The sequence below is a fragment of the Caulobacter sp. UNC358MFTsu5.1 genome (assembly GCF_000712075.1).
Taxonomy (GTDB): Bacteria; Pseudomonadota; Alphaproteobacteria; order Caulobacterales; family Caulobacteraceae; genus Caulobacter.
In genome coordinates this window covers 140,741-164,889 of the sequence record NZ_JONW01000007.1, presented here as the reverse complement: position 1 = coordinate 164,889, position 24,149 = coordinate 140,741, and the positions used below count along the sequence as shown (strand labels likewise).

Genomic DNA, 24,149 nt, shown 5'->3' with positions numbered 1-24,149 from the left:
TTTGGCTGACACCGGTTTCCATAACAGCTCGACACGAGCATCCCGGGAAGGAAACCATGGCTGTCGCCGCGTACAGGACCCTGACCCTCGCCACCGCCGCCCTGCTGCTGGCCGCCGGCCCGGCCCTGGCCGCCGAAGCGACCCGCGCCCCGTACGGCGTCACCGCCGCCGGCGCACCGGTCGAGGTGTTCACCCTGAAGAACGACCACGGCATGAGCGTGAAGGTGCTGTCCTACGGCGGCGTCATCACCCAGGTGAACGTCCCCGACCGCGAGGGCCGCGTGCAGAACGTCGTCCTGGAGCTGGCCGACCTGAAGGCCTACGAGACCCGGGCCAATTTCAGCTCGCTGCTGGGCCGCTACGCCAACCGCATCTCGAACGGCGGCTTCACGATCGACGGCGTGCGCCACGACCTGCCCAGCAGCGCCGAGGGCGTCTCCTCGCACGGCGGCCCCACCGGCTTCGCCACGCGGCTGTGGACGGGGACGACGTTCCAGCGCCACGGCGAGGCCGGCGTCACCCTGGCCTACACCGCCGCCGACGGCGAAGGCGGCTATCCAGGAACCCTGAAGGCGACCGTGACCTACACGGTCACCCGCAAGAACGCCTTGCGCATCGACTACCGCGCCGTCACCGACAAGCCGACGGTGATCAACCTCAGCCACCACGCCTATTTCAACCTGGCGAGCGGCGGAAACGTCTACGACCAGACCGTCCAGGTGCTGGCCCAGACCTTCACCCCGATCAACGCCCGCAAGCTGCCGACCGGCGAGATCGCCCCCGTGGCCGGCACGGCCCTGGACCTGCGCAAGCCCACGCGGCTGGGCGACCGGGTCACGGCCGACGATCCGCAGATCAAGTTCGCCAACGGCTTCGACCACAACTTCGTCGTCGACGGCGGGGGGCGCGGCCGGCTGGTCCCGGCCGTGCGGGTGGTCGACGCCGCCAGCGGCCGCACCCTGGAGGCGGCCACCACCCAGCCGGGAGTCCAGCTGTTCACCGCCAACAGCTTCAACGGCGCGCTGAAGCGTCCCGACGGGACCGGCCTCGAAAAGGGCGCGGGCCTGGCGATCGAGACCCAGCACTTCGCCGACAGCCCCAACCACCCGAACTTCCCCTCGACCGTCCTGCGGCCGGGCCAGACGTTCAAGCAGACGACCGAGTTCCGCTTCGGCGTGGTGAAGTAGCGGGGGCCCGTCGCCTCGGGCGGCCTAACGGCTCGCCGTCCTGATCCACACCACGTCGCCACGATCCTCGTCATGCGGCCAGACGGCGTGGCGCAGGCTGCTCCAGGCGGCGGTCATGGCGGCGCAGGTGATCAGGCAGGCGAAGGCCATGCTGCGCAGGGCGGCAAAGGCGGTCATGGGCGGGAAAGTCCTCTACGCGTACTGGCGCGCAGGATCGCCGGGCAGGGTTGCCGCTTGGTTGACTTGACCATGGACGGCGGCGCGGCGGGATGACGCGCCCGCACTTTACTTCCCGCGCGGCGGCTGGTTCACCGGGGCCATGAGCGACTTTCCGATCACGATCTTCCACAATCCCAACTGCGGGACCTCGCGCAACGTGCTGCAGATGATCCGCGACGCCGGCCACGAGCCGTCGATCATCCCGTATCTGAAGCGCCCCTGGACCCGCCAGCAGTTGGCCGAGCTGATGGCCCAGGCGGGCGTGCGGCCGCACGAATGGCTGCGGGTGCGCGGCACGCCGGCCGAGGCCCTGGGCCTGACCGCGCCGGGCGTCACCGACGACCAGATCCTGGACGCCATGGTCGCCGAACCGATCCTGGTCGAGCGTCCGATCGTGGTCACGCCCAAGGGCGTGGTCCTGTGCCGGCCCAAGGAACGGGTGCTGGACCTGCTGTAGGCCTCCGAGGCGCGCTATCCGCCGCGGACCACTTCCGGCAGGGACTTCCCGCTGACGTTCTGGCCCCGGCTGGGATGGCAGGCGTAGCCGGCGACCGCCCTGGCGGTCGCGTCCGTCCGCCTCACGCCTTCCTCGCCGGCCCCGACAGAGACAAAGTCCCGATCGTATCGACGCCAGGACACGACCTGCTCGCCGGTCCGCGAGCAGTCGATCCGCGACGAGACCTCGGTGATCTCCGAACGCCCGTCGGGCCAGACGAAATAGCGGAGCTCGACATTGTCGCCGGTGCGATCGATCGAGTTCAGATCAAGGGCGATGTTCTGCCGGCTGCCAGGCGCTGGGCCGCCGAGGCGGCCGCTCACGGGGCCGGTCGCCAGGACCTGCGGCGGAGAGGCGCCGCCATCCCTTTGGGCGGCCGACGGCGTTTGCTGCGGCATGGGCGTGACCTTGAGCAGGCGCCAGTCCTGCTTGGGCCACTCGCCGGCGAGCGCCGGAGCCGCGAAAGACAGGGCGGCCATGCAGACAAGGATCGACTTCATGCGGACGCCCTTCCTCGGAACGCTACCGGAAGCGTAGAACCTCGACCCTAGGTGGTCAATCGCACCGTCGCGCCCGCTGGGCGGCGCCAAATGGCGGGCGGCCGGATGGCGGGATCGTCCGTGAACGGACGCTGTCGCAAAACTGTCGCCAAACTGTGACAAATGACGGCGGCATGGGACGTACGCTTCGTGCGTTCCCCTTCTTCTCGCCCCCTCGAAAGTAGGAATGTCCCCCATGAAGACCCTGCTCGGAGCCACCGCCGCGCTCGGCCTGCTGGCCGGCGCATCCAGCGCCCACGCCGCCCGCGACTATGTCTGGGCCGCCGGTTCGTCGACCGTGTTCCCGTTCTCCACCCGCACCGCCGAGAACTTCGCCAAGAAGACCGGCAAGAAGTCGCCCAAGATCGAGAGCCTGGGCACCGGCGGCGGCATCAAGATGTTCTGCGGCGGCATGGGCGAGAAGTTCCCCGACATCGCCAACGCCTCGCGGCCGATGAAGAAGTCCGAGTTCGAGGCCTGCAAGGCCAAGGGCGTCAACAACATCGTCGAGCTGAAGATCGGCTTCGACGGCATCGTCGTGGCCATGGACAAGTCCTCGCCCGACTACAGCTTCAAGGTCGAGCACCTGTTCCTGGGCCTGGGCCAGAACGTCCTGCGCGGCGGCCAGTTCGTGGCCAACCCGTACAAGACCTGGAAGGACGTCGGCGCCGGCCTGCCGGCCAACCGCATCCTGGTCTACGGCCCGCCGCCCACCTCGGGCACCCGCGACGCCTTCGTCGAGCTGGCCATCGAGGGCGGCGCCAAGAAATTCCCGACCGCCAAGTCGCTGGCCGAAAGCGACGAGAAGGCCTTCAAGGCCAAGGTCGATCCGCTGCGCACGGACGGCGGCTGGGTCGACGCCGGCGAGAACGACAACGCCATCGTCGGCACCATCGAGAAGACCCCGGGCGCGCTGGGCGTGTTCGGCTACAGCTTCCTCGAAGAGAACGGCAACAAGATCAAGGGCGCGGCCGTCAACGGCGTGAAGCCCTCGGCCCAGACGATCGCCAGCGGCCAGTACCCGCTGTCGCGCTCGCTCTACATCTACGTCAAGAAGGACCAGGTCGGGGTGACCCCGGGCCTGAAGGAGTTCATCGCCGAGTTCGTGTCCGACGCGGCGACCGGCCGTGGCGGCTACCTGCAGGGCCGCGGCCTGATCCCCCTGCCCCCGGCTCAGCACGAGGCCATGAAGGCCGCCGCCGGCAAGCTGCCGCCGATGGCCGCGCCGAAGTCCTAGGGCTTTCGGTTCCCACAAGGGAAAGGCCCCGGAGCGATCCGGGGCCTTTTTCTTTTCGCGTGCAAACGCACCGTCTTGACCTGTCCGCGCGCCGGGCGCTCGATGGCCTCCGGGAACGCGGAGGACATCATGCGAGATCCGATCGAGGAACGCCTGCAGGACCTGGAGCGGCTGGTCCTGAAGCAGGCCGAGCGCATCGACGCGCTGGAAGACGCCCTGGCGGTGATGCACCGCACGGCCGCGCGGGCCTTCCTGACGAACCTGAAGAAGCCCGAGAGCGACGCGGCCTAGTTCGTCGGCTGCTCGCTGCCCGCCCGCGAGGTCATGCCCGCCGCGGCGGCGTCGTCAGCCATCTGGGCGTCGACCGTCGGCTGCTCGGCGGGCGCCGGGGCGACGGCGGCGGGGGCCGGCTGTTCGGGCTTGGGGGCGGTGGCCACCGGGGTCGGACGGGCCGCGGCCGCAGCGGCGGCGGCGTCGTCGGCGGCCGTGCGGATCTCGGTCGGACCTTCTTCGTAGCCGCGATTGAAGTTCATCGAGGAGGCCATCAGCAGCACGCCGGCCGTGGCGATGGCGCCGACCAGGGCTCCCAGGAGAATCCATCCGAACGGGTTGCTGTGACGTTCGGCCTTGGCCATCCGGGCTTTCCTCTGGTGTGCGGCCCTCTTAGGAGCCGACCCAACGCCGGACGGGTCCGACGTCGACGTGGACGAAATTGCTGACGGGGTAATAACCCACGCCACCGCGTCCGAGATCCAGGGCGGCGGCCCGCAGACGATCCAGAGCGACGTCCTCCAGATAGACATCCATGGCCTTGCCGTCCATGTGCAAGCTGCGCTTGGCGACCTGACCGCTGCGTTCATGCAACATGGCGTTGGTCCTGGGCGAGCGGTAGCCGGAGATCACCTGGAAGTGCGACTTGGAACCGGTCTTCTGGTGCAGGTCCGACAGGGTGTCGAACAGCTCGGGGTGCATCGAATAGACGTCGCCGGTGCGGTAGTCGCGCAGCACCTTGTCGAGGGCCTGGACGGCGTCGGGCACGTACTCGCCCTTCTCGAAATAGACCGCCTCGATCTTTTCCTGGGTATGGATGTTGTGCAGCTTCAGCCAGCGGGGCTGGTGACCGGCGGCGCGGGAAACCGGTTGGGCGATCGGGGCGGCCGCGGGAGCGGCGGCGGGAAGCGCGTCGTCGGCCATGCCCTCGGGCAGATCGGACTGGCGCTGCAGCAGGTCGGCGATCGGATCGGAGAACCCCAGTTTCGACTGGGCGAAGGCCGCCATCGGCCCCACCGCGCTCGCCCCGAGCACGCCGAGGCCGAGCCCCAACAGCTTGCGTCGTTCGATCATGGTACGCTTCCCCGGACTGACCTCGCGAGCGCCGGAAGGCCGGGCCGCCGCACTTGGCGACCCTCACGCGAGCACTAAAGCCGACTGAGTCTTTCCAAATTGAAAAGCCCAACGCCGGGGAAGAGGCCTCAGGAGAGCCCGGGGGTCAAGCTGAGCCGGGGCGTGATGCGGCAATACGCTGCACCAGCACGGTGTCCCATCCGTACGGGTCGTCGCGGAAGTTCATCTGCCCGTCCGGGGTCATGTAGGCGGTCCAGTACAGCAGGAAGACCGCTATGGGTTGACCCAGTTGGGCGCGCACCGTCTTGCCCGAGGCGATGGTCGCGTCGACCACGTCCGGCTGCCAGTCCGGATTGGTGGCCAGCAGCTGCTTGGCCAGGGGGATCGGTTTTTCCAGGCGCACGCAGCCGTGGCTGGCCAGGCGGCTGAAGCTGGCGAACTTCGAGCGGCTGGGCGTGTCGTGCAGATAGACGCCGTAGGGGTTGTCGAAGTCGAACTTCACCAGGCCCAGGGCCGCCTTGGGGCCGGCCTTCTGCTGCAGGCGCGAGGTCCCCTCGCCCGTCGAGATGACGATGAAGTCGTTGCGGGCCAGGTAGCCGGGATTGGCCCGCTCCTTGGGCCACAGCTCCTTGGCGGCGATCGAGGACGGCACGTTCCACGGCGGATTGAGCACGATCGAGTGGATCGTCGACTGCAGCATGGGCGTCTCGTCGCCGGGACGGCCCGTCACCGCCCGCATGGTCAGGTTCGGGGCGTCGTCGTGGAAGACGCTCATCACCGCCGCGGCGATGTTGACCTGGATGCGGTCGGACGGCAGCTGCTGGGGCAGCCAGCGCCAGCGCTCCATATTGGCCAGGATCTGGTCGATCCGGCGCTCGACGGGGACGTTCAGGGCCGCCAGGGTGGCCGGGCCGACGGCGCCGTCCGGATTGAGGCCGAAGCGCTTCTGCGCGCGCATCAGGGCCTGCTGCAGGGCCTCGTCGAACACCGGGGCCTTGTCGACGGCCACCGTCGCGTCCTCGACCGCCAAGCGGGCCTCCAAGGCGACGATGCGCGGATCATCCTTGGCGCCCAGCTTCAGCGGCTCACCCGCCGCGATCGGCTTCCAGCCGCCCTTGGCGGCGATGTCGCGATAGGTCGCCAGGCCCTTCCGCAGGGTCTGGTAGCCAGTATAGGGCGGCGGCAGGCTGTCCAGCCACGGGCCCAGGCGATCCTGCTGGACGGCCAGCACGAAGTCGGGACCGGGATCGTAGGGCATGGGGCGCAGGCCCCAGTCCTCGGGGAAGGCGTCCGGCGCCAGACGGCCGGTGCGCACGGCCCGGGCGTAGCGCAGCGTCAGGTCGATCAGCTGGGCCTGGGCGCCCTGGCGGGTCAGGGCGTCGCGGGCGCTCAACAGCGGCAGCAGCGGATCGGGCGCGAAGGCGGCGGGCTCGAAGCCGTGGGTGTAGGCCTGGCCCAGGGTGCGGACCAGCAGGTCGATCTGGTCGGGCCGCAGGGCGACGCTGGTGGGCGGGGTCGGCGCGGGAACCGGCTGCTGCGGCGCCCGCTGCGGAGCCTTCACCACGGGCGGGTTCTGGATCTGCGCGGCGGCCGACGACAGGGTCAGAAAAGAAAGCGCGCCGCCAAGCAGTGCGTCACGTTTGGTCCAGGACTTGATCACCGTCGAAAGGTCTCGTCGCACGCTCGCACGCGGCCAGTCCGCGCACCCTCAGATGGCCGTCACGACCCCGGCGCGTCAACGCCCGTATCGTCTAAGGCGAACGGTTCAGACCGCTTATGGTTCTTTATTTTCCATGCGGAACCTTAACGCCACACCGACGGTTTGATCCGACGTCGGGGCGCATCGCCGCGCCCTTCCAGCGTCAGGATTTCATCGATGAGGATCGCCCAGGTTCCGCCCCTGTACGAAGCTGTGCCGCCACGCTTTTACGGGGGCACCGAGCGGGTCGTGGCCCACCTCACCGACGCCCTGGTCGACCTGGGGCACGACGTGACCCTGTTCGCCTCCGGCGACGCCCGCACCAAGGCCGAGCTGGTCGTCGTGCGCGACCAGGCCATCCGCCTGGACCCCGAGCCGTTGAAGTCCGACCTGGCCGCCCACATGGCCATGCTGGCCGAGGTCCGCCGCCAGGCCCACCGGTTCGACGTGATCCACTTCCACACCGACATGATCCAGTTCCCGATGTTCGAGGACATGGCGGGCAAGACCCTGACCACCCTGCACGGGCGCCTGGACCTGAAGGACCTGCCGGGGGTCTATCGCCGCTGGCCGCAGTTCCCCCTAGTCTCGATCTCGGACGACCAGCGCCAGCCCCTGCCCTTCGCCAACTGGGCCGGCACCGTGCTGCACGGCATGGCCGAAGAGATTTACGATTTCCGCGAGAAATCCGAGGGTTACCTGGCTTTCCTCGGCCGCATCTCGCCCGAGAAGGGGCCGGATCGGGCCATCGCCATCGCCAAGCGCCTGGGCAAGCGGCTGAAGATCGCCGCCAAGATCGACGCGGCCGACCGCGCCTATTTCCACGACGAGATCGAGCACCTGATGGACCATCCGCTGATCGAGTTCGTCGGCGAGATCGGCGACCATCAGAAGTCCGACTTCCTGGGCGGCGCCGACGCCCTGCTGTTCCCCATCGCCTGGCCCGAGCCCTTCGGCCTGGTGATGATCGAGGCCATGGCCTGCGGCACGCCGGTGATCGCCTACGACTGCGGCTCGGTGCCCGAGGTGATCGAGGACGGCCTGACCGGCTTCATCGTCCGGGGCGAGGACGAGGCGGTCGCCGCCCTCGGCCGCCTGGACCGCCTCAACCGCTTCGACATTCGCCGCCGGTTCGAGATCCGGTTCTCGGCGACCGCGATGGCCCGCCGGTACCTGCAGCTCTATGATCGGCTGGAAGAGGCGTCCGCGCCGCCGCGCCTGACGCTGGCTCAAAGCGCCTGACCCTGCCCGGCGCGCCCGCCGCGTCGGAGACATGATCAGGTTTTAGGAATCTGGGGCCCGCCCGCCGCGACCGCGCGGCGCGGCGGGCTTTCGAGGGACCTCAGCGCAAGGGGCCGAAAGATATGGACGATCTCACACCAGGCCCCACGCCGGGCGGCGCCGTCGAACAGGGCGAAACGGGCGAACCGCGCGTTCCCTATCGGCTGTTCGCCCTGAAGGACAAGGACACCTTCCTGGTGGCCGACGCCTTCGGCGACGTGCTGGGCGCGGCCGACGGCCTGTTCCACGACGACACCCGCCTGCTGTCGCGGCTGCGCCTGCTGCTGGGCGGCCGCTCGCCCGCCCTGCTGAGCGCGGCGGTGTCGCAGGACAACGTGTTCTTCACCTCGCACTCGACAAACGAGCCGCTGCCGGCCCTGGGCGGCGCGGCCGCGCCGCACGGCGCGATCCACGTCGAGCGCAAGCGGTTCCTGTGGGACCAGCGGCTGTACGAGCGCCTGCGCTTCGTCAACTACAGCCGCGACATGGTCATCCTGCCGGTCAGCCTGGAGTACGACGCCGACTTCCACGACATGTTCGAGGTGCGCGGCTCCAAACGTCCCGCCCGGGGCCGGGTTCTGCCCGCCCAGATGAACGGCCGCAGCGTTTCCTACGCCTATGACGGCCTGGACGGCGTGCGGCGCACCAGCATCATCTCGTTCTCCGAGCCGCCCGGACGCCTGGCCCCGCAGCGCGCGGATTTCATGTTCATGCTGACGCCCGAAACCCACTTCGACCTCTATGTCGAGGTGGGGGTCGACCACGCCCATCCGCCCACGCGCGAGCGCTGGCGGGCGGCGGCGGCGCGGGCCCGGATCGACATGCGCCGGCGCCGGCGGCGCGGCGCCCGGCTGCACAGTTCCGGCCGGCTGTTCAACGATTGGCTGGAGAAGTCGCGCGCCGACCTGGCCCTGCTGACCACCCAGTTCGCCACCGGCCCCTACCCCTACGCCGGCATCCCCTGGTTCTCGACCCCGTTCGGCCGCGACGCCATCATCACCGCCTGGCAGGTGCTGTGGATCGAGCCGGGCCTGGCCAGGGGCGTGCTGAGCTATCTGGCCGAGCATCAGGCCGAGGAGGTCAGCGCCTTCCGCGACAGCGCCCCCGGCAAGATCATGCACGAGACCCGCAAGGGCGAGATGACCGCCTTGGGCGAGCTGCCGTTCGGCCGCTACTATGGCGGGGTCGACACCACGCCGCTGTTCGTGGCCCTGGCCTGCGCCTACGCCGAGCGCACGGGCGATCTCGACTTCATCGACAGTCTGTGGGAGCCGCTGCTGGCGGCGATCGCCTGGATCGAGCATTTCGGCGACAGCGACGGCGACGGCCTGATCGACTACGCCCGCGGCCTGGACTCCGGCCTGTCGAACCAGAACTGGAAGGACAGCGAGGACAGCGTCTTCCATGAGGACGGCAAGTTCCCCGACGGCCCCATCGCCGTGGTCGAGGTCCAGGGCTACGCCTTCGCCGCCTTCAAGGGCATGGCCGACCTCGCCGAGCGGCGCGGCGACCCCGACAACGCCAGGCGCTGGCGGGCCAAGGCCGAGCACCTGCGCCAGGAGGTCGAGACCCGGTTCTGGATGGAGGACAAGGGCTTCTACGCCATGGCCATCGACGGCCACGGCAAGCCCTGTCGCGTGAAGGGCAGCAATCCCGGCCACCTGCTGTTCTGCGGCCTGCCCTCGCCCGACCGGGCGAAGAAGGTCGCCGACACCTTGCTGTCGGCCGCGTTCCACAACGGCTTCGGCGTGCGGACCCTGGCCCAGGGCGAGCCGCGCTTCAATCCGATGAGCTATCACAACGGCTCGGTCTGGCCGCACGACACCGCCATCTGCGCCATGGGCTTGGCTCGCTACGGCCACCGCGACGGGGTGGTCGAGATGACCTCGGGCCTGTTCGAGACCGCCGCCCACTACGAGATGCGGCTGCCCGAGCTGTTCTGCGGCTTCCCGCGCCAGCCCGGCGAGCCGCCGGTGGCCTATCCGGTGGCCTGCCTGCCCCAGGCCTGGGCGGCCGGCTCGGCCTTCATGATGCTGCAGGCGTGCCTGGGGATAACCATCGACGGCTGGCGCGGCGAGGTCTGCCTGACCGACCCGCGCCTGCCGATCGGCATCGACCACCTGCAGATCGACGGCCTGGCGATCGGCTCGGCCTCGACCGACATCACGATCGAGCACCTGGGCGCCCACGTCGCGGCCCACACCAGCAAGCACTCGACCATCCCGATCCTGATGAGACGGTGACGCCTGCCCCGCTCCGCGGTTCGAACTGAAATTCAAGATGAGCTGGACCCAACCATGCCCCAGAACCTCGACCTCTTCCCGATCGGCAACTGCGCGGTCAGCGCCCTGATCGACCGCTGCGGGCGCTTCGTCTGGGCCTGCGCGCCGCGCATCGATTCCGACCCGGTGTTCAGCTCGCTGCTGGGCGGGCTGGAGCCCGGCGACCCGGACGCCAAGGGGACCTGGGAGGTGGCGGTGGACGGCGCACGGACGGTCGAGCAGGAATATCTGCGCAACACTCCGATCCTGCGCACGGTGATCACCGACGCCGACGGGGCCAGCGTCGAGATCATCGACTTCTCGCCCCGCTACCAGCAGTACGGCCGCAGCTTCCGGCCCACGGCCTTCATCCGCCTGATCCGCCCGCTGACCAGCGTGGCGCGGATCACCATCCGCCTGCGTCCCACCGCCAGCTGGGGCGCGCGCCTGGCCGAGACCACCCACGGCTCCAACCACATCCGCTTCCTGTGCTCGGACATGACGCTGCGCCTGTCCACCGACGGGCCGGTGTCGCACGTGCTGGAGGAGCGCACCTTCCGGCTGGAGAAGCCGATCGCCATGTTCCTGGGCGCCGACGAGGGCTTCAACGCCGACATCGGGGCCACCTGCAACCGCATGCTGCAGCAGACCCAGGAGTACTGGATGGACTGGGTGCGCGGCCTGGCTGTGCCGCTGGACTACCAGAGCGCCGTGATCCGCGCGGCCATCACCCTGAAGCTCTGCATGCACGAGGAGACCGGGGCGATCGTGGCGGCCATGACCACCTCGATCCCCGAGCACGCCGACAGCGGCCGCAACTGGGACTACCGCTACTGCTGGCTGCGCGACGCCTATTACGTGGTCCAGGCCCTGAACCGGCTGGGCGCGGTCGACATCCTGGAGAACTATCTCGGCTATCTGCGCAACATCGTCGACCGGGCGGCGGGCGGCCACATCCAGCCGCTGTTCGGGGTGGGCTTCGAGCCGCAGCTGACCGAGCGCTTCGCCCCCGACCTGCCCGGATATCGCGGCATGGGGCCGGTGCGGATCGGCAACCAGGCCTTCGAGCACCAGCAGCACGACGTCTACGGCCAGATCATCCTGTCCACCGTCCAGGCCTTCTTCGACGAGCGCCTGCTGCGGCCCGGCACGGTCGAGGACTTCCAGAACCTGGAGCCCGTCGGCGAGCGGGCCTTCCAGTTGCACGACCAGCCCGACGCCAGCCTGTGGGAGTTCCGCGGCCGGGCCAATGTCCACACCTATTCGGCGGTGATGTGCTGGGCGGCCTGCGACCGGCTGGGCAACGCCGCCGCCCAGCTGGGCCTCGACGACCGCGCCGCGTTCTGGAACGACCGCGCGGCCAAGGTGCGCCAGACGATCGACAAGCGGGCCTGGAACGAGCCTCTCGGCCGCTTCGCCGCCACCTTCGAGGGCGACGAGCTGGACGCCAGCCTGCTGCAGCTGGTCGACCTGCGCTTCATCGAGGCCAGGGACCCGCGAAACGTCGCCACCGTCGCGGCCATCGAGGCGGGCCTGCGCAAGGGCTCGTACCTGCTGCGCTACGCCATCCCCGACGACTTCGGCGCGCCGCAGACGGCCTTCAACATCTGCACCTTCTGGCTGGTCGAGGCCCTGTACCTGGCCGGGCGCATCGACGAGGCCCGCGACCTGTTCGAGGAGATGCTGGCCCGCCGCACCACCGCCGGCCTGCTGTCCGAGGACATCGGCTTCTCGGACGGCGAGCTGTGGGGCAACTATCCGCAGACCTATTCCCTGGTCGGGCTGATCAACTGCGCGGTGCTGCTCAGCCGGCCGTGGACGTCGGTCAGATAACCCTCTCCCAGAGGGAGAGGGAGGGGCCCAAGCGAAGCTTGGGAGGGTGAGGGGTTACACCCTCGCCGATTTCTCGGGAACGCCCTGCCGGCACGCCGTCTGACGCCTTACCCCCTCCCCCTCCCACCGCTACGCGGCGGGTCCCTCCCTCTCCCCATGGGAGAGGGGTTTTCCGTACGCATGCCCCCAGTCCTCCATCGCGTCCAGCAGCGGCCCCAGGGTCAGGCCGCGCTCGGTGAAGGCGTATTCCACCCACGGCGGCACCACCTCGTGGACGGTGCGCGAGACGATCCCGTCGTCCTCAAGCGACCGCAACTGCAGCGTCAGCATGCGCTGGGTGATATCGGGCATCAGGCGGCGCAGCTCGTTGAAGCGGCGCGGCCGGTCCTTCAGGTGGAACAGGATGGTCGGCTTCCACTTGCCGCCGATCACATCGACCGTGGCCGCGACCGGGCACCAGGGGGCGAGCTGCTTGGACATGGCGACCTCGCCTATCGATCTGGGGCGGACGGTATAAAAATAGTGCGTACTTATTAGCCGGGAACCCTCGGTCTATGGGAGTCGCCATCCACCGATGGAGACGACCATGGCGCTTCGTACGCCCTTTCTGATCCTGGCGCTTCTGGCGACCGCCGCGCCCGCCCTCGCCGCCCCCTTGGCCGGCGACGTCGCCCGGGGCGAGCGGCTGTACGGCAGCCGCTGCGGCTTCTGCCACAGTCTGGACGGCAACCGCTTCGGGCCGCGCCATCGGGGGGTCTATGGCCGCCACGTCGCCGCCGTGCCGGACTTCCGCTACAGCAAGGCCCTGGCGGCCCGGACCTTCACCTGGAACGACCAGACGCTGGACGCCTGGCTGGCCGATCCCAAGCGCTTCGTGCCGGGGACCTCGATGGGCGCCCGCACGGCCTCGCCCCAGGACCGCGCCGACCTGATCGCCTATCTGCGGGCCCATCCGTGAAAGTCTGTCCCGGGGGCCGAATATGACGAGGCTTTAAGTCGCCGAACGCGGTTTCGCCGCTAAGCTGCCGGTCATGACCGCCCTCCGCTCGCGCCTCGTCCCCGGCGAGACCATCGCCCGCCACATCCACGACGAGGCCTACGCCGCCGTCGTGCTGGACGGCGGCTACGAGGAGGCCGGCGAGCGGGGCCGCTGGCGGGTGCGCGCCGGCGACGTGCTGCTGCACGGGCGCTTCTCGGGCCACTGGAACCGGCGTCCGGGCAAGGCCCTGGTGCTGAACCTGCCGCTTTGCGGCCATCTGGCCTCGGACCTGACCGGTCCCGCCATGGCCCGCGCCCGCGATCCCGACCTGTTGGCCCGGCTGGCCGAACGCGACCCGCTGGAGGCCGCCGCCGCCCTGCTGGAGGGCCTGACCCAAGGCGGTCCCGCCCTCTCCGACCCGTCCGACCGGCTGGCCCAGGCGCTATCCGGCGACGACGCTCCGTCCGTCGAGGCCTGGGCCCGCGACCAGGGCGTGGCGCGCGAGACCGCCTTCCGCTGGTTCCGCGACGCCTATGGCGTGGGTCCGGCGCGCTTCCGGGTCGAGGCCCGGGCCCGCCGCGCCTGGCGGCTGATCGTCGAGGACGAGGCGCCGCTGGCCGACATCGCCGCCGAGGCCGGCTTCGCCGACCAGGCCCATATGAGCCGCGACGTGAAGGCCCTGACGGGCCGCTCGCCCGGCGCCTGGCGGATCGAAGCCCTGCAACATCGCTTCAAGACCCGCGCGGCCTGAGGCTGGCATCAGGTCGGCATGACCGATCTCGCCCTGCCCCCGTCGCCCCGCCCCTTCATCGAAGTCACCGGCTTCCGGTTCCGCCCCTGGTCCACCCTGTGGCCGATCGCGCTGGCCGCCGTGCTGATGCAGACCCTGCTGGTCCCCGGCCGCGAGGCGGCCCGCTGGCTGTTCAAGCACAACCTCGACTTCTTCCATCGCGAGGTCTGGATCTTCGTGGCCCTGGCCACCCTGTTCCAGGTCATCACGGGCCTGGTCGCCCTGGCGGTGATGCGCCAGGCCCTGCCCCAGGCCGACGGCCATCTGCGCTGGCCGCCGGGCAAGACCTACGCCGGCCTGGCGGTCGCCATCGGGGTCGGCATGGGCCTGGTCATGCTGATCGCCGACTACTGGCCCCAGCTGCTGGCCCACGCCGCGCCGGACGGCGGCTACGACATCGGCTCGCCTCGCGCGATCGCCGGCTGGCTGGGCGTGATGCTGGCGGCCGGACCGAACGAGGAGATCATCTTCCGCGGCCTGCTGGTGGGCATGCTGGCGGTGCTGGTCCCCGGACGCCTGCGCATCGGCCGGCTGGACCTGCCGGTGGCCGCCTATGTCGTGGCCGTGCTGTTCGGCCTGGCCCACTACGACAGCTTCCTGCACAACCCGCTGCACCTGGCCCTGGCCCAGCAGGTCTACGCCTTCGCCTGGGGCCTGACCTATGTCTGGCTGATGGAGCGCTCGCGCAGCCTGCTGGCCCCGATGATCGCCCACGGCTTCAGCGACGCGGTCGAGGTGGGGATCGTGATGGCCCTGATGGCCGCCTGGGGCTAGCGTCCCCTCTTGCGTCCCGGGCCGCGATCCTGAGAAAAACGGCGCGTGAGGGAACACAGGACACAACGCCTCGCGGCCTTGGACGGCCTGCGGGCCGTGGCGGCGCTGGGGGTGCTGCTGTACCACGCGGCCGACTGGTCGGGGCGGCCGGGCCGCTTCGCCCACGGCTATCTGGCGGTGGACTTCTTCTTCTGCCTCAGCGGCTACGTCCTGGCCCACGCGTTCGAGCGGCGCGACATCGGCTGGCTCGCCTACCTGCGGATTCGCGTCGTGCGGATCTGGCCGCTGCTGGTGCTGTCGACCCTGGTCGGCGCGGTGTTGACCTCTCGCCACAGCCCGCCGTTCTGGCCGAACCTGGCCAAGGGGCTGCTGCTGATCCCCCGGATGGGCCATCCGGCCGAGTACACCTTCCCCACCCTCTTCCCCTTCAACCCGCCGGCCTGGTCGCTGTGCCTGGAGGTCATCGTCAGCGCCCTGTGGTTCCCGCTGCGCCGCGCCCCGGACATGGTGCTGGCGGCCGTCGTGCTGCTGAGCGGCGGGGTCGTGCTGTGGACGGCCCTGGCCCTGAACGGGGTCGAGACGGGCTGGGACCAGGCGACCTTCTGGCTGGGCGTGGTGCGGGCGACCTTCAGCTTCAGCCTGGGCTGGGCCTGCTGGCGCTATCGCACGCCGGCGCGCCGGCCGCGCCTGTGGCTGCCGGCGATCGCCCTGTTCGTGGTGCTGGTGGTCCCGGTCTTCCCGCGCGGCCTCACCGCGTGGAACGGCCTCTACGACTACGCCTGTTTGGTCGTGCTGTTCCCGCTGCTGGTGACGGTTGGCGCCCACGACCCGCAAGGCGTGGCCGGGGCGATCTGCCGGGCCACGGGCGACGTCTCCTACCCCCTGTACGCCCTGCACTGGGCGACCTGGGCGGTGATGCTGCGGCTCTATCCCGACGGCTGGCGGACCGTGCTGCCGCTGTGGTTCCCCGCCCTGGCCGTGGCGGTCGCGCCCGTCGTCGCCTGGATCGCGCTGCGCCTCTACGACGCGCCGGTGCGGCGGCGGCTCCTTCAATCCCGCTGATCCCGGCGAGTGTCGGGACCCAGATCCTAAGATTGGGCGGCGGGTTGGAAGAACTCGGTGCTTTTGGCGTCAGCCTCAAAGCCATTCCATCTGGGTCCCGGCATTCGCCGGGATGAGCGGATCATTGGGGTCTCAACAGCGTTTCACGCCCGCCCAGGGTTGGGCGCCGTCCAGCCACGCCACCGCGTCGACCACGTAGTCGCGCTGGGCGTCGAGGATCGAGGTGTGGCTGGCGAAGGCGTCGATGACCACCGCCCGGCAGGCGCGGTTCGCCGGGGCGACCTCGGCGGCGCGCCAGTCGCGGTCCAGCGGCGCGGCCGGCGACCGGCTGGCGACGATCACCGCCACGGGGATCGTCGGCCGCAGCGGCGGCAGGGCGTCCACCTCGGCCAGGCCCGGCAGGAAGGCCCGCACCTCCGCCAGCCCCGCCTGGATGCTGGTCCGTCCGGTCCAGGTCGACCGCCGCCGGGCGGCCGCCTCGGCCGCGGGCGAGATGTCGTCCATCAGCGGCGCCAGCCGGGTCAGGCCCAGGGCGCGGGCGGTCGGGGTGAAGGCGGCCAGGCGCGCCTCGTGCTCCAGATCGGCCAGGGCCAGCGGGTGATCCCTGACGTCGGTCCCCACCGCGTCGACCAGCACCAGCCCCGCCGTCCGCTCGGGCCACCGGCGGGCGAAGGCCTCGACATAGAGCCCGCCGTTGGAGTGTCCGGCCAGGATCACCGGCCCGGTCACGCCGTTCCGGTCCAGCAGGTCGTGCAGGCGGGTCGCGACGGCCGTGGGCGAGCGGTCGAGGTCGTGCATGGTGGACAGGCCCAGGCCGTCACGGTCGTAGGCGCAGGCCCGGTAGCCCTTCCGGGCCAGGCTCTCGGCGACCAGCGACCAGTCCGCCGCCCCGCCGAACGCCCCGGCCTCCAGGACCACCGTCGGGCGCACGCCGGCCGCGCCCGCGCACTCCAGATCGCCGGTGGGCGTCGGCGGCGGACGCACGAAGCTCGCGCAGCCCAGCAGGGTCAGGCAGGCGAGCGCGACGAAATACGGTTTCATGCTGGTCCGGCGACTGTACCCGCCGGCATGTCGCCGATCACTCCGTCGCCTGACAAGCGAAATTGACCGGAAGGGCCGGCCGTCGGGGTGCGGCCTATTGGCCGAGGCGTGACGAACCGCGGCGATGATGCTTTCCTGCCCGCCGACACGTCGCGAGGACCCATGCCGACAAGCCTTCTGATCGCCGGCCTGATGGCCGTCGCGTCGCCCGACTCCGTCGCCCCCGATCCCCTGGCCTATTTCGAAGGCGCCTGGACCTGCGCCGGCCATTTCGAGCCGTCGAAGAAGCCCCTGGCCTCGGCCATGACGTTCAGCCGCGACCCCGACACCGGCGCCCTGCTCAAGCAGCACCGCGACCAGGCGCCGGGAACCTACAAGGCCAACGAGACCTGGAGCTTCGCCAAGGTCGCTGGCGGCTTCCGCGCCTCGACCGCCGACGGCTTCAGCGGCCTGCGGTGGTACGCCTCGCCCGGCTGGGAGGGCGATCGCTGGACCTGGACCCGCCAGGGCGCGGGCGAGCCGGGCGAACAGTTCGTCTACAGCCGCACCGGCCCGACGACCATGACCGTGGACTGGATGATCTCGCGGGCCGGCGCCCCGCTCAGCCTGGGCGACACCCTGGCCTGCACGAAGGGCTGAGGCTCCTCGACATCATCCCAATATATCCGTCATCCCGGGCCTTGTGCCCGGGACCCCTGGTTCAGCTTTCACGTGAGATGCAAGCGGTTCGCCAGCGAACCGCCCCTCCCGCACTTGCGGCGGACAGAGGGGTCCCGGGCCCAGGGCCCGGGATGACGGAAGTTAAAGGTCGGTGGCGGCCGAATGTCGCCCCGCCCTAGGACGCCTTCTTGCGCGCCGCCGGCTTCTTGGCGGCGGTCTTGTGGGCCGGCGCCTTCTTGGCCGCGCTCTTCGCCGCCGCGCCCGGCTTCTGGCCCAGGCTCTTGCGCAGGGCCTCCATCAGGTCGACGACGTTGGTGTTCTCCGGCTCTTCCACCGTCACCTTGGCCTTGCCGCCCTTTTCCTTCTGCTTGATCAGGGCCCGCAGGGCGTCCTCGTAGCGGTCCTTGAACTGGCTGGGATCGAACGGGCCTTCCTGCTGCTCGATGATCTTCTCGGCGATGGCCACCATCTGAGGGTCGGCCTTGCGGTCGGGGATGTCGTCGAACAGCTCGCCCGCGTCGCGCACCTCGTCGTGGCTGCGCAGGCTGTAGGCGACCAGGCCGTTGTCGCGCGGCTCGATGGCCAGCAGCCGCTCGCGCGTGTGCATCACCACCCGCCCCAGGGCGATCTTGCCCGCCCCGGCCATGGCGTCGCGGATCACGGTGTAGGCGTCGACCGCCAGCTTGCCGTCCGGCACCAGGAAGTACGGATTGTCCCAGTACAGCCGGTCGATGGCGTCGGCGTCGACGAAGCGCTCGATGTCGATGGTGCGGGTGCTCTCCAGCCGCACGCTCTCGATCTCCTCGGGCGTCAGGATCACATAGTGGTCCTTCTCGTACTCGTAGCCCTTGACCAGGTCGGCCCGGTCCACCGGCCCCAGGTCGGGATCGGTAGCGACCATCTTGATGCGGTTGTGGGTCTTGGGGTGCAGCAGGTTGAACCGCACTTCGCCGCCGGGGCTGACGGCCGTGTACAGCGCCACCGGACAGGTGACGAGCGACAGCCTCAGATGGCCCTGCCAGGTGGGTCGCGCGGCCATGGGATCGCCTTTCGTCTAGAAGGTCCCGACCAGCGCCGGGTCCCGATCCAGGACGGAAAATCCCGGACCGGTCTTGAACGCCTACGCCCTCCCCCCGATCCGCACGGCCAGGGACGGCGCGGCCGGGGGCGCGCTCGGCGTCGGCGCCGTCAGGGCGAACTTGGCGCCGTCTTGCTTGATCTGGGCCGGGTCAGGGTCGCGCAGCTGGGCCACGAAATCGTCGCGCCAGGCTGTGACGTCCTGGCGGGTGACATTGTCGATCAGGCTCTCGAACCGCCGCTTGCGCTCGTCGATGTCCATGTTCAGCGCCCGGGTCAGGGCGTCCGAGATCTCCTCGGGACTGTTGGGGTTGATGATCAGCGCGTCCTTCAGCTGCCGGGCGGCGCCGGCGAAGCGCGACAGGATCAGCACGCCCGGATCGTCCGGCGTCTGGGAGGCCACGTACTCCTTGGCCACCAGGTTCATGCCGTCGCGCAGGGGCGTGACCAGGGCCGCCTTGGAGGCGCGGTACACGCCCGCCAGCTCGTCGCGGCGGTAGCTGCGGTTCAGGTAGCGGATCGGGTTGTAGTCCATGTCGGCATAGGCGCCGTTGATCCGGCCGATCAGGCCGTCCAGCCGCCCGCGCAGGTCCTGGTAGGCCTCGACCTCGTCGCGCGAGATCGGGGCGATCTGCAGCAGCATCACCTCGCGCCGCGCCTCGGGATTGTCGTGCAGGAACCGCTCGAAGCCGATCAGCCGCTCCTCCAGCCCCTTGGAATAGTCCAGGCGGTCCACGCCCACGACCATCTTGCGGAACACGCTGTGGGCCATCAGCCGGTCGTAGACGCGCAGGGCGCGCGGGCTGTCCTTGATGCGGGCGAAGTCCTCGGCGTCGATGCCGATCGGGAAGGCGCCGGCCCGGGTGGTCTGGCCGAAGGCGGTCAGCCGCCCGTCCTCGGTGCGCTCGCCGCCCACCTCGTTGAAGACATAGCCCTCGAAGGCCTGGACGCTCTCCTCGGTCTGGAAGCCGATCAGGTCGTAGTGGAACATCGCCTCCACCAGCGGCCGGTGGCGCGGCAGGGTCACCACCAGCTGGTGGGCCGGCCAGGGGATGTGCAGGAAGAAGCCGATGCGGTTGGTCACGCCCAGCCGCCGCAGCTCCCGCGCCATGGGGATCAGGTGGTAGTCGTGCACCCAGATCACGTCGTCCGGTTCGATTAGGGGCAGCAGGGTCTCGGCGAACCGCTTGTTGACCCGGTCGTAGCCCTCGCCGAACGAGCGGTCGTAGGCGGTCAGGTCGACGCGGAAGTGGAACAGCGGCCACAGGGTCTTGTTGGCGTAGCCGTTGTAGTACTCCTGGTAGTCGCCCTCCTCGAGGTCGACGGTCGCGACGGTGACGCCGTCGGCCTTCTGCATGTTCAGCTGGCCGGTGAACTTGTCGGTGGTCTTGCCGCTCCAGCCGAACCAGATGCCGGAATATTCTCGCAGGGCCGCGGCCAGGGCCATGGCCAGGCCGCCGACGCTCTCGTCGCCCTTGCCGGTGGGCGGGTTCACGCGATTGGAAACGACGATCAGGCGGCTCATGCGGCGCTCCTCCCCAGGGCGTCCAGGCCCGCGCCCAGCCAGCCGAACACGGCGTCGCAGTCGTCCAGGCGATACGACGCCTGGGTGGGCCGCTCGGGACCGACCAGCACGCCGTAGCCGCCCAGGCGGGCGGCGGCGGCGAAGCCGTCCTCGTCGGTCAGGTCGTCGCCGACGAACACCGGCGTCGCGCCGTCGAACGGCGCCTCGCGCAGGAAGGCGGCGACCGACTTGCCCTTGTCCTGGCCGGGCGTGCGCAACTCGGCGACCATGTCGCCCAGCTGCAGGGCTAGCTCCGAGCCCTGGGCCAGGCGCTCGGCCGCCTCGATCACCGCGTCGGCGGCCGAGGGGACGTTGCGGTAGTGCAGGGCGACGCTGAGGTCCTTGTCCTCGAACAGCAGGCCCCGGTCGCTGCGCGCCAGGTCGCGCAGCACGTCGCGGGCGTGCTCGAGGTCGGGATGGGGCTTGGCGCGGTCGACGCCGTGCGCGCCCCGGCGCACCAGGCCGTGCACCGCCGCGACCGAGGTCACGCGGCCTTCCAGGATGCGGTCCAGGTCCTCCAGCGCCCGGCCGCTGACCACCGCCAGCCGGCCGTCGAGGGCGCGCGTCAGGTCGGTCAGCAACGCCGCGCGGCGTGCGTCGGGCCCGACCTGTTCGGGTCGGGGCATGATCGGGGCCAGGGTTCCGTCAAGATCGAGAAACAACGCCGCGCGGGGCGGCAAGGCGACTGGTGGTGGCGGCAGATCGCTCGGCGCATGCCGAACGACCGACCCGAACGCGGTCATGGCGAGAAGGCCCTCTCCGATGTGTACAGGCCTTCAAAACGCGCGTTGGCGGGGTTTTGATCCCCCGGGGCCGGGTCACGATGCGCTCACGCCGATGTGCGCGGGCGCCGGTTACCTTGAGGGTTCCTGGAGCAAAGCCCCAAAACCGCTGTCATCCCGGAAGCCTCGCAGAGGCTGTCCGGGACCCAGGGGACTGGGCTGACGCCTTGCGGTTCACCTGGGTCCCGGACAAGCGCTGCGCGCTTTCCGGGATGACAACGGTTTGGGAGCTCCCGGGCGGGCCGCTAGAGCGAGGCGGCCTTGGCGACGGCCTGGCCCAGGCCCGCATAGTCGCCGTTGAAGTGGTGGCCGCCGTGCAGCTTCACCTGCCGGATCGGCAGGCTGGGGCAGATGTCCAGCCGCTCCTTGTCGCCGTAGATGCAGGTCATCGGCACGCCCTTCAGGGCCTCGACCGCGGGAGCCACCTCGAACGAGTGGGCCGTGGGCCGGTTCAGCCAGCTGGCGGGGCGGAAGGTCAGGTCGCCGTGGGGGCCCGTCCCGATCAGCACCACGCTCTGGATCTGGCCCTGCAGGTCGGCCGGCAGCAGCGGCACGATGGCCGGCAGGGCGTCGGCGCCGAACGAATAGCCGACCAGCACGATCTTCTGGCGGCCCCATTTGGCCTGGTGGCGCCGGAGCTGGTCGGCCAGGTCGTCGGCCACGGCCTGGGCCGGCCGCTTGTCCAGGAAGTAGCGCAGCGAATTGACGCCCAGCACCGGGACGCCGTCCTTGGCCAGCACCTTGGCGACGCCGCGGTCCAGCGGGCCCCAGCCGCCGTCGCCCGAATAGAGCACGGCCATGGCCTCGCCCGGCGCGGTGGCCGGCGTCTCGACCAGCTTCGGCGCGACCGAGGCCTCGGCGACGCCGGCGAAGGCCAGGCCGAGGACGGCGGCGAGGGTCAGGAGGCGGGCGCGCGGGCTCATGATCCTCTTATCGCGCGCAATCTTGACCATGAGGGGGCGAAGGCGGGGCGACGCGAGGGCGTTCGGGGGTCCCCGCCCGGATTACGGCGAATTCACTTCGCCCGCCTCGCTACACGTGTAACGCTACATTTGTAGCGCCAACCGTTGCGAGCCCGCCGTGATCGAATCCCTGCCCCGACGCGAACGCGAGGTCTTCGAGACCCTCTGCCGGCTGGAAGGCGGCACGGCGGCTGGCGTCCGCGCCGCCCTGTCGGACCCGCTCAGCGACTCCGCCGTCCGCACCCTGCTCTCGCGGCTCGAGGCCAAGGGCCTGGTCGAGCGGGCGGCCGGTCCCGACGGCTTCCTCTACAGCCCCGTCCAGCGCACCGAGGCCGTCGCGGCCGGGGCCCTGCGGCGGATGATCGACACCTTCTTCGCCGGCTCGGCCGCCAGCGCCGCCACCGCCCTGCTGGGCCTGGGCCAGCGCCTGACGCCGGAAGAAGCCGCCGCCCTGGAGGAGGCCATCGACAAGGCGGTGAACGGCGGGGGGGAGCGCGAGCCATGACCTGGATCCTGCTGATCTCGCTGCTGGCCAAGTCCAGCCTGGTCGCCGCCGTCGGCCTGGCCTGCGCCCGGCTCCTGACCCAGCGCGCCGTCGAGCGCGTGGACATCCTGCGCGCCGCGGTCTGCCTGCTGCTGGCCCTGCCGGTGATCATGAACCTGCTGCCCGCGATGAGCCTGCCCCTGCTGCCGGCCGCCCCGCCGCCCGCCCTCCTGCCCGCCGTCCCGCTGGCGACGCCGGTCGCGACGGCCGACCTGGCCGCGTCGAGCGCGCCAGCCTGGTCGTGGCCGCGTCCCGGCGCCGGCCTGATCGGCGGCCTGTGGCTGCTGGGCTTCGCGCTCGTCGTCGGCCGGCTGCTGCTGGGGCTGCACACCCTGAACCGCTGGACCCGCCAGGGCCGCGCCGTCAGCTGTCCCGACTGGCTGGCGCCGCTGGAGCGCCTGTCGCCCGAGGACCGCCCGGGCCTGGTGTCCAGCGACCGGATCGCCGGCCCGCTCAGCTGGGGCGTCGCGCCGGGCTTCGTCCTGGTCGACCCCGCCAGCCTGGCCGAGCGCCGCGCCGCCCCCGCCATCCTGGCCCACGAGCTGGCCCACCTGCGCCGCCACGACTGGATCTTCCTGGTCCTGTCGCGTCTGGCCGTGGCGATGTTCTGGTTCAACCCGCTGGTCTGGCGGCTGCACGCCGTCCTGATCGAACGCTCGGAAGAGGCCGCCGACGCCGTGGCGCTGGAGACCGTCGATCGCGCCCTCTACGCCCGGGCCCTGATCGGCCTGGCCGCCAGCCCCGTCCCGCCCGCCCATCCCGCCCGCATCGCCGCGACCGCCATGGCCGCCGACGCCCGCACGCTGAAGACAAGGATCGCCTGCATCATGACGAACACTTCCGCTCGCCGCCGGCCGCTCACCGTGGTCCTGGCCGTCGCCGTGATGGCCGTCGTCGCCACGCCGCTGGCCGCCCTGGCCGTCACCCGCCAGGTCTGGGTCGCGCCGCCCCCGCCGCCGGCCCCGCCCGCGCCTCCGGCCGCCGAGGCGCCGCCTGCTCCGCCCGCCCCTCCGGCCCCGCCGGCGCCCCCCGCGCCGCCGGCCGAGGCGATCGCGATGGCCGAGCTTCCGCCGCCGCCTGCGCCCCCTCCGCCGCCGCCGCTGAACGCGCCCGAACCGCCGCTTCCGCCGCTTCCGCCGCTTCCGCCGCTTCCGCCCGCGCCGCCGCCGCCGCCCCCCGCCCCTCCCGCGGGCGCCGCCTACAGCTACAGCTACTTCCGCTACGCCACGCCCGAGGAGCAGCAGGCCGCGACCGAGGCCCGCGCGGCCGCCGCCGAAGCCCGACGCCAAGCGGCCGACGCGCGCCGCGAAGCCCGCCACGCCGCCGAGCGGGCGCGTGTGGACGCGGAACAGGCCCGGGCCAACGCCGAGCAGGCCCGCGCCGACGGCGAATGGGCCCGCCGGATCGGCGAACAGGCCCGCGCCGAGGCCGCCCGCGCCATGGTCAAGGCCCGCGCCCAGATGGCCCAGGGCGCCGTCCAGATGCGCCAGGGCGCCCAGCAGATGCGCGAGGAAGCCGCCCGCCTGCGCGACCCGGCCTATCGCGCCAAGCAGATCGAGGACAACCGCGCCCGCGGCAACACGGTGACCGACGCCGAGCTGCGGGACCTGTCGAACCGCCTGCCGGAACAGGCCGACGACCTGGAGCGCCAGGCCGACAAGCTGGCCGCGGAGGCGCGGCAGGCCAGCTGAACTGTCGTTGTCATCCCGGAAAGCGCGCAGCGCTTGTCCGGGACCCAGGTGAGCCGCAAAGCGCCAACCCAGTCCCCTGCGTCCCGGACAGCCCCTGCGGGGCTTCCGGGATGACACCGGTTTGGGA

The 24,149-nt window shown here is 70.8% G+C and carries 25 protein-coding genes; 14 read left to right on the top strand and 11 right to left on the bottom strand.

The genetic code is table 11. From position 1 onward, the window contains the following. The first annotated feature begins 56 nt into the window (after positions 1 to 56). Positions 57 to 1,187: an aldose epimerase family protein gene (locus tag BR39_RS0113495; RefSeq protein WP_029912685.1), complete on the top strand. Its 1,131-nt coding sequence runs from the start codon at positions 57 to 59 to the stop codon at positions 1,185 to 1,187. Positions 1,188 to 1,211: 24 nt separating this feature from the next. On the opposite strand, the gene BR39_RS26505 is transcribed toward BR39_RS0113495, so the two are convergent. Further along, entirely contained in the window at positions 1,212 to 1,364 is a 153-nt protein-coding gene (locus BR39_RS26505) for a hypothetical protein (protein ID WP_156035767.1), read from the bottom strand. Between the two features lie 142 nt (positions 1,365 to 1,506). Between BR39_RS26505 and arsC the strand changes: the two genes are divergently transcribed. Beyond that, positions 1,507 to 1,863 carry an arsenate reductase (glutaredoxin) gene (gene arsC, locus BR39_RS0113485; protein WP_029912683.1) on the top strand — a complete coding sequence of 119 codons (357 nt, stop codon included), beginning with the start codon at positions 1,507 to 1,509 and terminating at the stop codon, positions 1,861 to 1,863. Between the two features lie 14 nt (positions 1,864 to 1,877). On the opposite strand, the gene BR39_RS0113480 is transcribed toward arsC, so the two are convergent. Then, positions 1,878 to 2,402, bottom strand: coding sequence for a hypothetical protein (locus BR39_RS0113480; RefSeq protein ID WP_029912680.1), 525 nt, complete (start codon positions 2,400 to 2,402; stop codon positions 1,878 to 1,880). Between the two features lie 235 nt (positions 2,403 to 2,637). On the opposite strand from BR39_RS0113480, the gene BR39_RS0113475 reads away from it, so the two are divergent. Both BR39_RS0113475 and BR39_RS0113470 read left to right on the top strand, forming a co-directional pair. Continuing rightward, positions 2,638 to 3,678 carry a substrate-binding domain-containing protein gene (locus tag BR39_RS0113475; RefSeq protein ID WP_029912677.1) on the top strand — a complete coding sequence of 347 codons (1,041 nt, stop codon included), beginning with the start codon at positions 2,638 to 2,640 and terminating at the stop codon, positions 3,676 to 3,678. Between the two features lie 129 nt (positions 3,679 to 3,807). Continuing rightward, the gene (locus BR39_RS0113470) at positions 3,808 to 3,969 is read left to right on the top strand and encodes a hypothetical protein (RefSeq protein WP_156035766.1); all 162 of its coding nucleotides are present in this window, start codon (positions 3,808 to 3,810) and stop codon (positions 3,967 to 3,969) included. Here the strand turns inward: BR39_RS0113470 and BR39_RS0113465 are convergent. The 3 genes from BR39_RS0113465 to BR39_RS0113455 all read right to left on the bottom strand — a co-directional run bounded on the left by BR39_RS0113465 (position 3,966) and on the right by BR39_RS0113455 (position 6,679). Next, positions 3,966 to 4,313, bottom strand: a complete 348-nt coding sequence (locus BR39_RS0113465; RefSeq protein ID WP_029912671.1) for a hypothetical protein — start codon at positions 4,311 to 4,313, stop codon at positions 3,966 to 3,968. The genes BR39_RS0113470 and BR39_RS0113465 overlap by 4 nt on opposite strands. Positions 4,314 to 4,341: 28 nt before the next feature. After that, the gene (locus BR39_RS26170) at positions 4,342 to 5,022 is read right to left on the bottom strand and encodes a DUF882 domain-containing protein (protein WP_081916770.1); all 681 of its coding nucleotides are present in this window, start codon (positions 5,020 to 5,022) and stop codon (positions 4,342 to 4,344) included. Positions 5,023 to 5,167: 145 nt separating this feature from the next. Then, the gene (locus BR39_RS0113455; RefSeq protein WP_029912665.1) at positions 5,168 to 6,679 is read right to left on the bottom strand and encodes a murein L,D-transpeptidase; all 1,512 of its coding nucleotides are present in this window, start codon (positions 6,677 to 6,679) and stop codon (positions 5,168 to 5,170) included. Positions 6,680 to 6,898: 219 nt separating this feature from the next. Here BR39_RS0113455 and BR39_RS0113450 point away from each other — a divergent pair, with 219 nt between their 5' ends. The 3 genes from BR39_RS0113450 to BR39_RS0113440 all read left to right on the top strand — a co-directional run bounded on the left by BR39_RS0113450 (position 6,899) and on the right by BR39_RS0113440 (position 12,096). After that, positions 6,899 to 7,963 carry a glycosyltransferase family 4 protein gene (locus BR39_RS0113450; protein WP_029912663.1) on the top strand — a complete coding sequence of 355 codons (1,065 nt, stop codon included), beginning with the start codon at positions 6,899 to 6,901 and terminating at the stop codon, positions 7,961 to 7,963. Positions 7,964 to 8,085: 122 nt separating this feature from the next. After that, a complete protein-coding gene (locus tag BR39_RS0113445; RefSeq protein WP_029912660.1) occupies positions 8,086 to 10,245 on the top strand; it encodes an amylo-alpha-1,6-glucosidase in 2,160 nt (719 codons plus the stop codon). Positions 10,246 to 10,299: 54 nt separating this feature from the next. Continuing rightward, the gene (locus BR39_RS0113440) at positions 10,300 to 12,096 is read left to right on the top strand and encodes a glycoside hydrolase family 15 protein (RefSeq protein ID WP_029912657.1); all 1,797 of its coding nucleotides are present in this window, start codon (positions 10,300 to 10,302) and stop codon (positions 12,094 to 12,096) included. Positions 12,097 to 12,225: 129 nt separating this feature from the next. On the opposite strand, the gene BR39_RS0113435 is transcribed toward BR39_RS0113440, so the two are convergent. After that, on the bottom strand, positions 12,226 to 12,576 hold the full coding sequence (locus BR39_RS0113435) for a helix-turn-helix domain-containing protein (RefSeq protein ID WP_029912654.1): 351 nt from the start codon (positions 12,574 to 12,576) through the stop codon (positions 12,226 to 12,228). Between the two features lie 106 nt (positions 12,577 to 12,682). On the opposite strand from BR39_RS0113435, the gene BR39_RS0113430 reads away from it, so the two are divergent. The 4 genes from BR39_RS0113430 (at position 12,683) to BR39_RS0113415 (ending at position 15,701) form a co-directional block, all read left to right on the top strand. Continuing rightward, positions 12,683 to 13,054 (top strand): cytochrome c family protein, encoded by a 372-nt coding sequence (locus BR39_RS0113430; RefSeq protein WP_029912651.1) that lies wholly within the window; start codon positions 12,683 to 12,685, stop codon positions 13,052 to 13,054. 73 nt (positions 13,055 to 13,127) lie between these two features. Continuing rightward, the gene (locus BR39_RS0113425; protein WP_029912648.1) at positions 13,128 to 13,826 is read left to right on the top strand and encodes an AraC family transcriptional regulator; all 699 of its coding nucleotides are present in this window, start codon (positions 13,128 to 13,130) and stop codon (positions 13,824 to 13,826) included. A gap of 18 nt (positions 13,827 to 13,844) precedes the next feature. Beyond that, positions 13,845 to 14,639 (top strand): CPBP family intramembrane glutamic endopeptidase, encoded by a 795-nt coding sequence (locus BR39_RS27365; RefSeq protein ID WP_029912645.1) that lies wholly within the window; start codon positions 13,845 to 13,847, stop codon positions 14,637 to 14,639. 78 nt (positions 14,640 to 14,717) lie between these two features. Then, a complete protein-coding gene (locus BR39_RS0113415) occupies positions 14,718 to 15,701 on the top strand; it encodes an acyltransferase (protein ID WP_231499459.1) in 984 nt (327 codons plus the stop codon). Between the two features lie 132 nt (positions 15,702 to 15,833). Here the strand turns inward: BR39_RS0113415 and BR39_RS25825 are convergent, their stop codons facing one another. Beyond that, a complete protein-coding gene (locus BR39_RS25825) occupies positions 15,834 to 16,742 on the bottom strand; it encodes an alpha/beta fold hydrolase (RefSeq protein ID WP_051695637.1) in 909 nt (302 codons plus the stop codon). A gap of 162 nt (positions 16,743 to 16,904) precedes the next feature. Here BR39_RS25825 and BR39_RS0113405 point away from each other — a divergent pair, with 162 nt between their 5' ends. Continuing rightward, positions 16,905 to 17,381, top strand: coding sequence for a hypothetical protein (locus BR39_RS0113405; protein ID WP_029912636.1), 477 nt, complete (start codon positions 16,905 to 16,907; stop codon positions 17,379 to 17,381). A 196-nt stretch (positions 17,382 to 17,577) separates the two neighbouring features. Here BR39_RS0113405 and BR39_RS0113400 read toward each other — a convergent pair whose 3' ends face one another. The 4 genes from BR39_RS0113400 to BR39_RS0113385 form a co-directional block, all read right to left on the bottom strand. Beyond that, positions 17,578 to 18,441: a Ku protein gene (locus BR39_RS0113400; RefSeq protein ID WP_029912632.1), complete on the bottom strand. Its 864-nt coding sequence runs from the start codon at positions 18,439 to 18,441 to the stop codon at positions 17,578 to 17,580. A gap of 81 nt (positions 18,442 to 18,522) precedes the next feature. After that, entirely contained in the window at positions 18,523 to 20,004 is a 1,482-nt protein-coding gene (locus BR39_RS0113395; protein WP_081916762.1) for a trehalose-6-phosphate synthase, read from the bottom strand. Next, positions 20,001 to 20,786, bottom strand: coding sequence for a trehalose-phosphatase (gene otsB, locus BR39_RS0113390; RefSeq protein ID WP_029912626.1), 786 nt, complete (start codon positions 20,784 to 20,786; stop codon positions 20,001 to 20,003). The genes BR39_RS0113395 and otsB overlap by 4 nt, the downstream gene beginning before the upstream one ends. A 284-nt stretch (positions 20,787 to 21,070) precedes the next feature. Then, complete coding sequence (locus tag BR39_RS0113385) at positions 21,071 to 21,748, bottom strand: AcvB/VirJ family lysyl-phosphatidylglycerol hydrolase (protein ID WP_029912624.1); 678 nt, start codon at positions 21,746 to 21,748, stop codon at positions 21,071 to 21,073. Between the two features lie 157 nt (positions 21,749 to 21,905). Here BR39_RS0113385 and BR39_RS0113380 point away from each other — a divergent pair, with 157 nt between their 5' ends. After that, complete coding sequence (locus BR39_RS0113380; RefSeq protein WP_029912621.1) at positions 21,906 to 22,292, top strand: BlaI/MecI/CopY family transcriptional regulator; 387 nt, start codon at positions 21,906 to 21,908, stop codon at positions 22,290 to 22,292. After that, positions 22,289 to 24,022 (top strand): M56 family metallopeptidase, encoded by a 1,734-nt coding sequence (locus tag BR39_RS27360; RefSeq protein WP_051695632.1) that lies wholly within the window; start codon positions 22,289 to 22,291, stop codon positions 24,020 to 24,022. The genes BR39_RS0113380 and BR39_RS27360 overlap by 4 nt, the downstream gene beginning before the upstream one ends. The last annotated feature ends 127 nt before the right edge of the window (positions 24,023 to 24,149 follow it).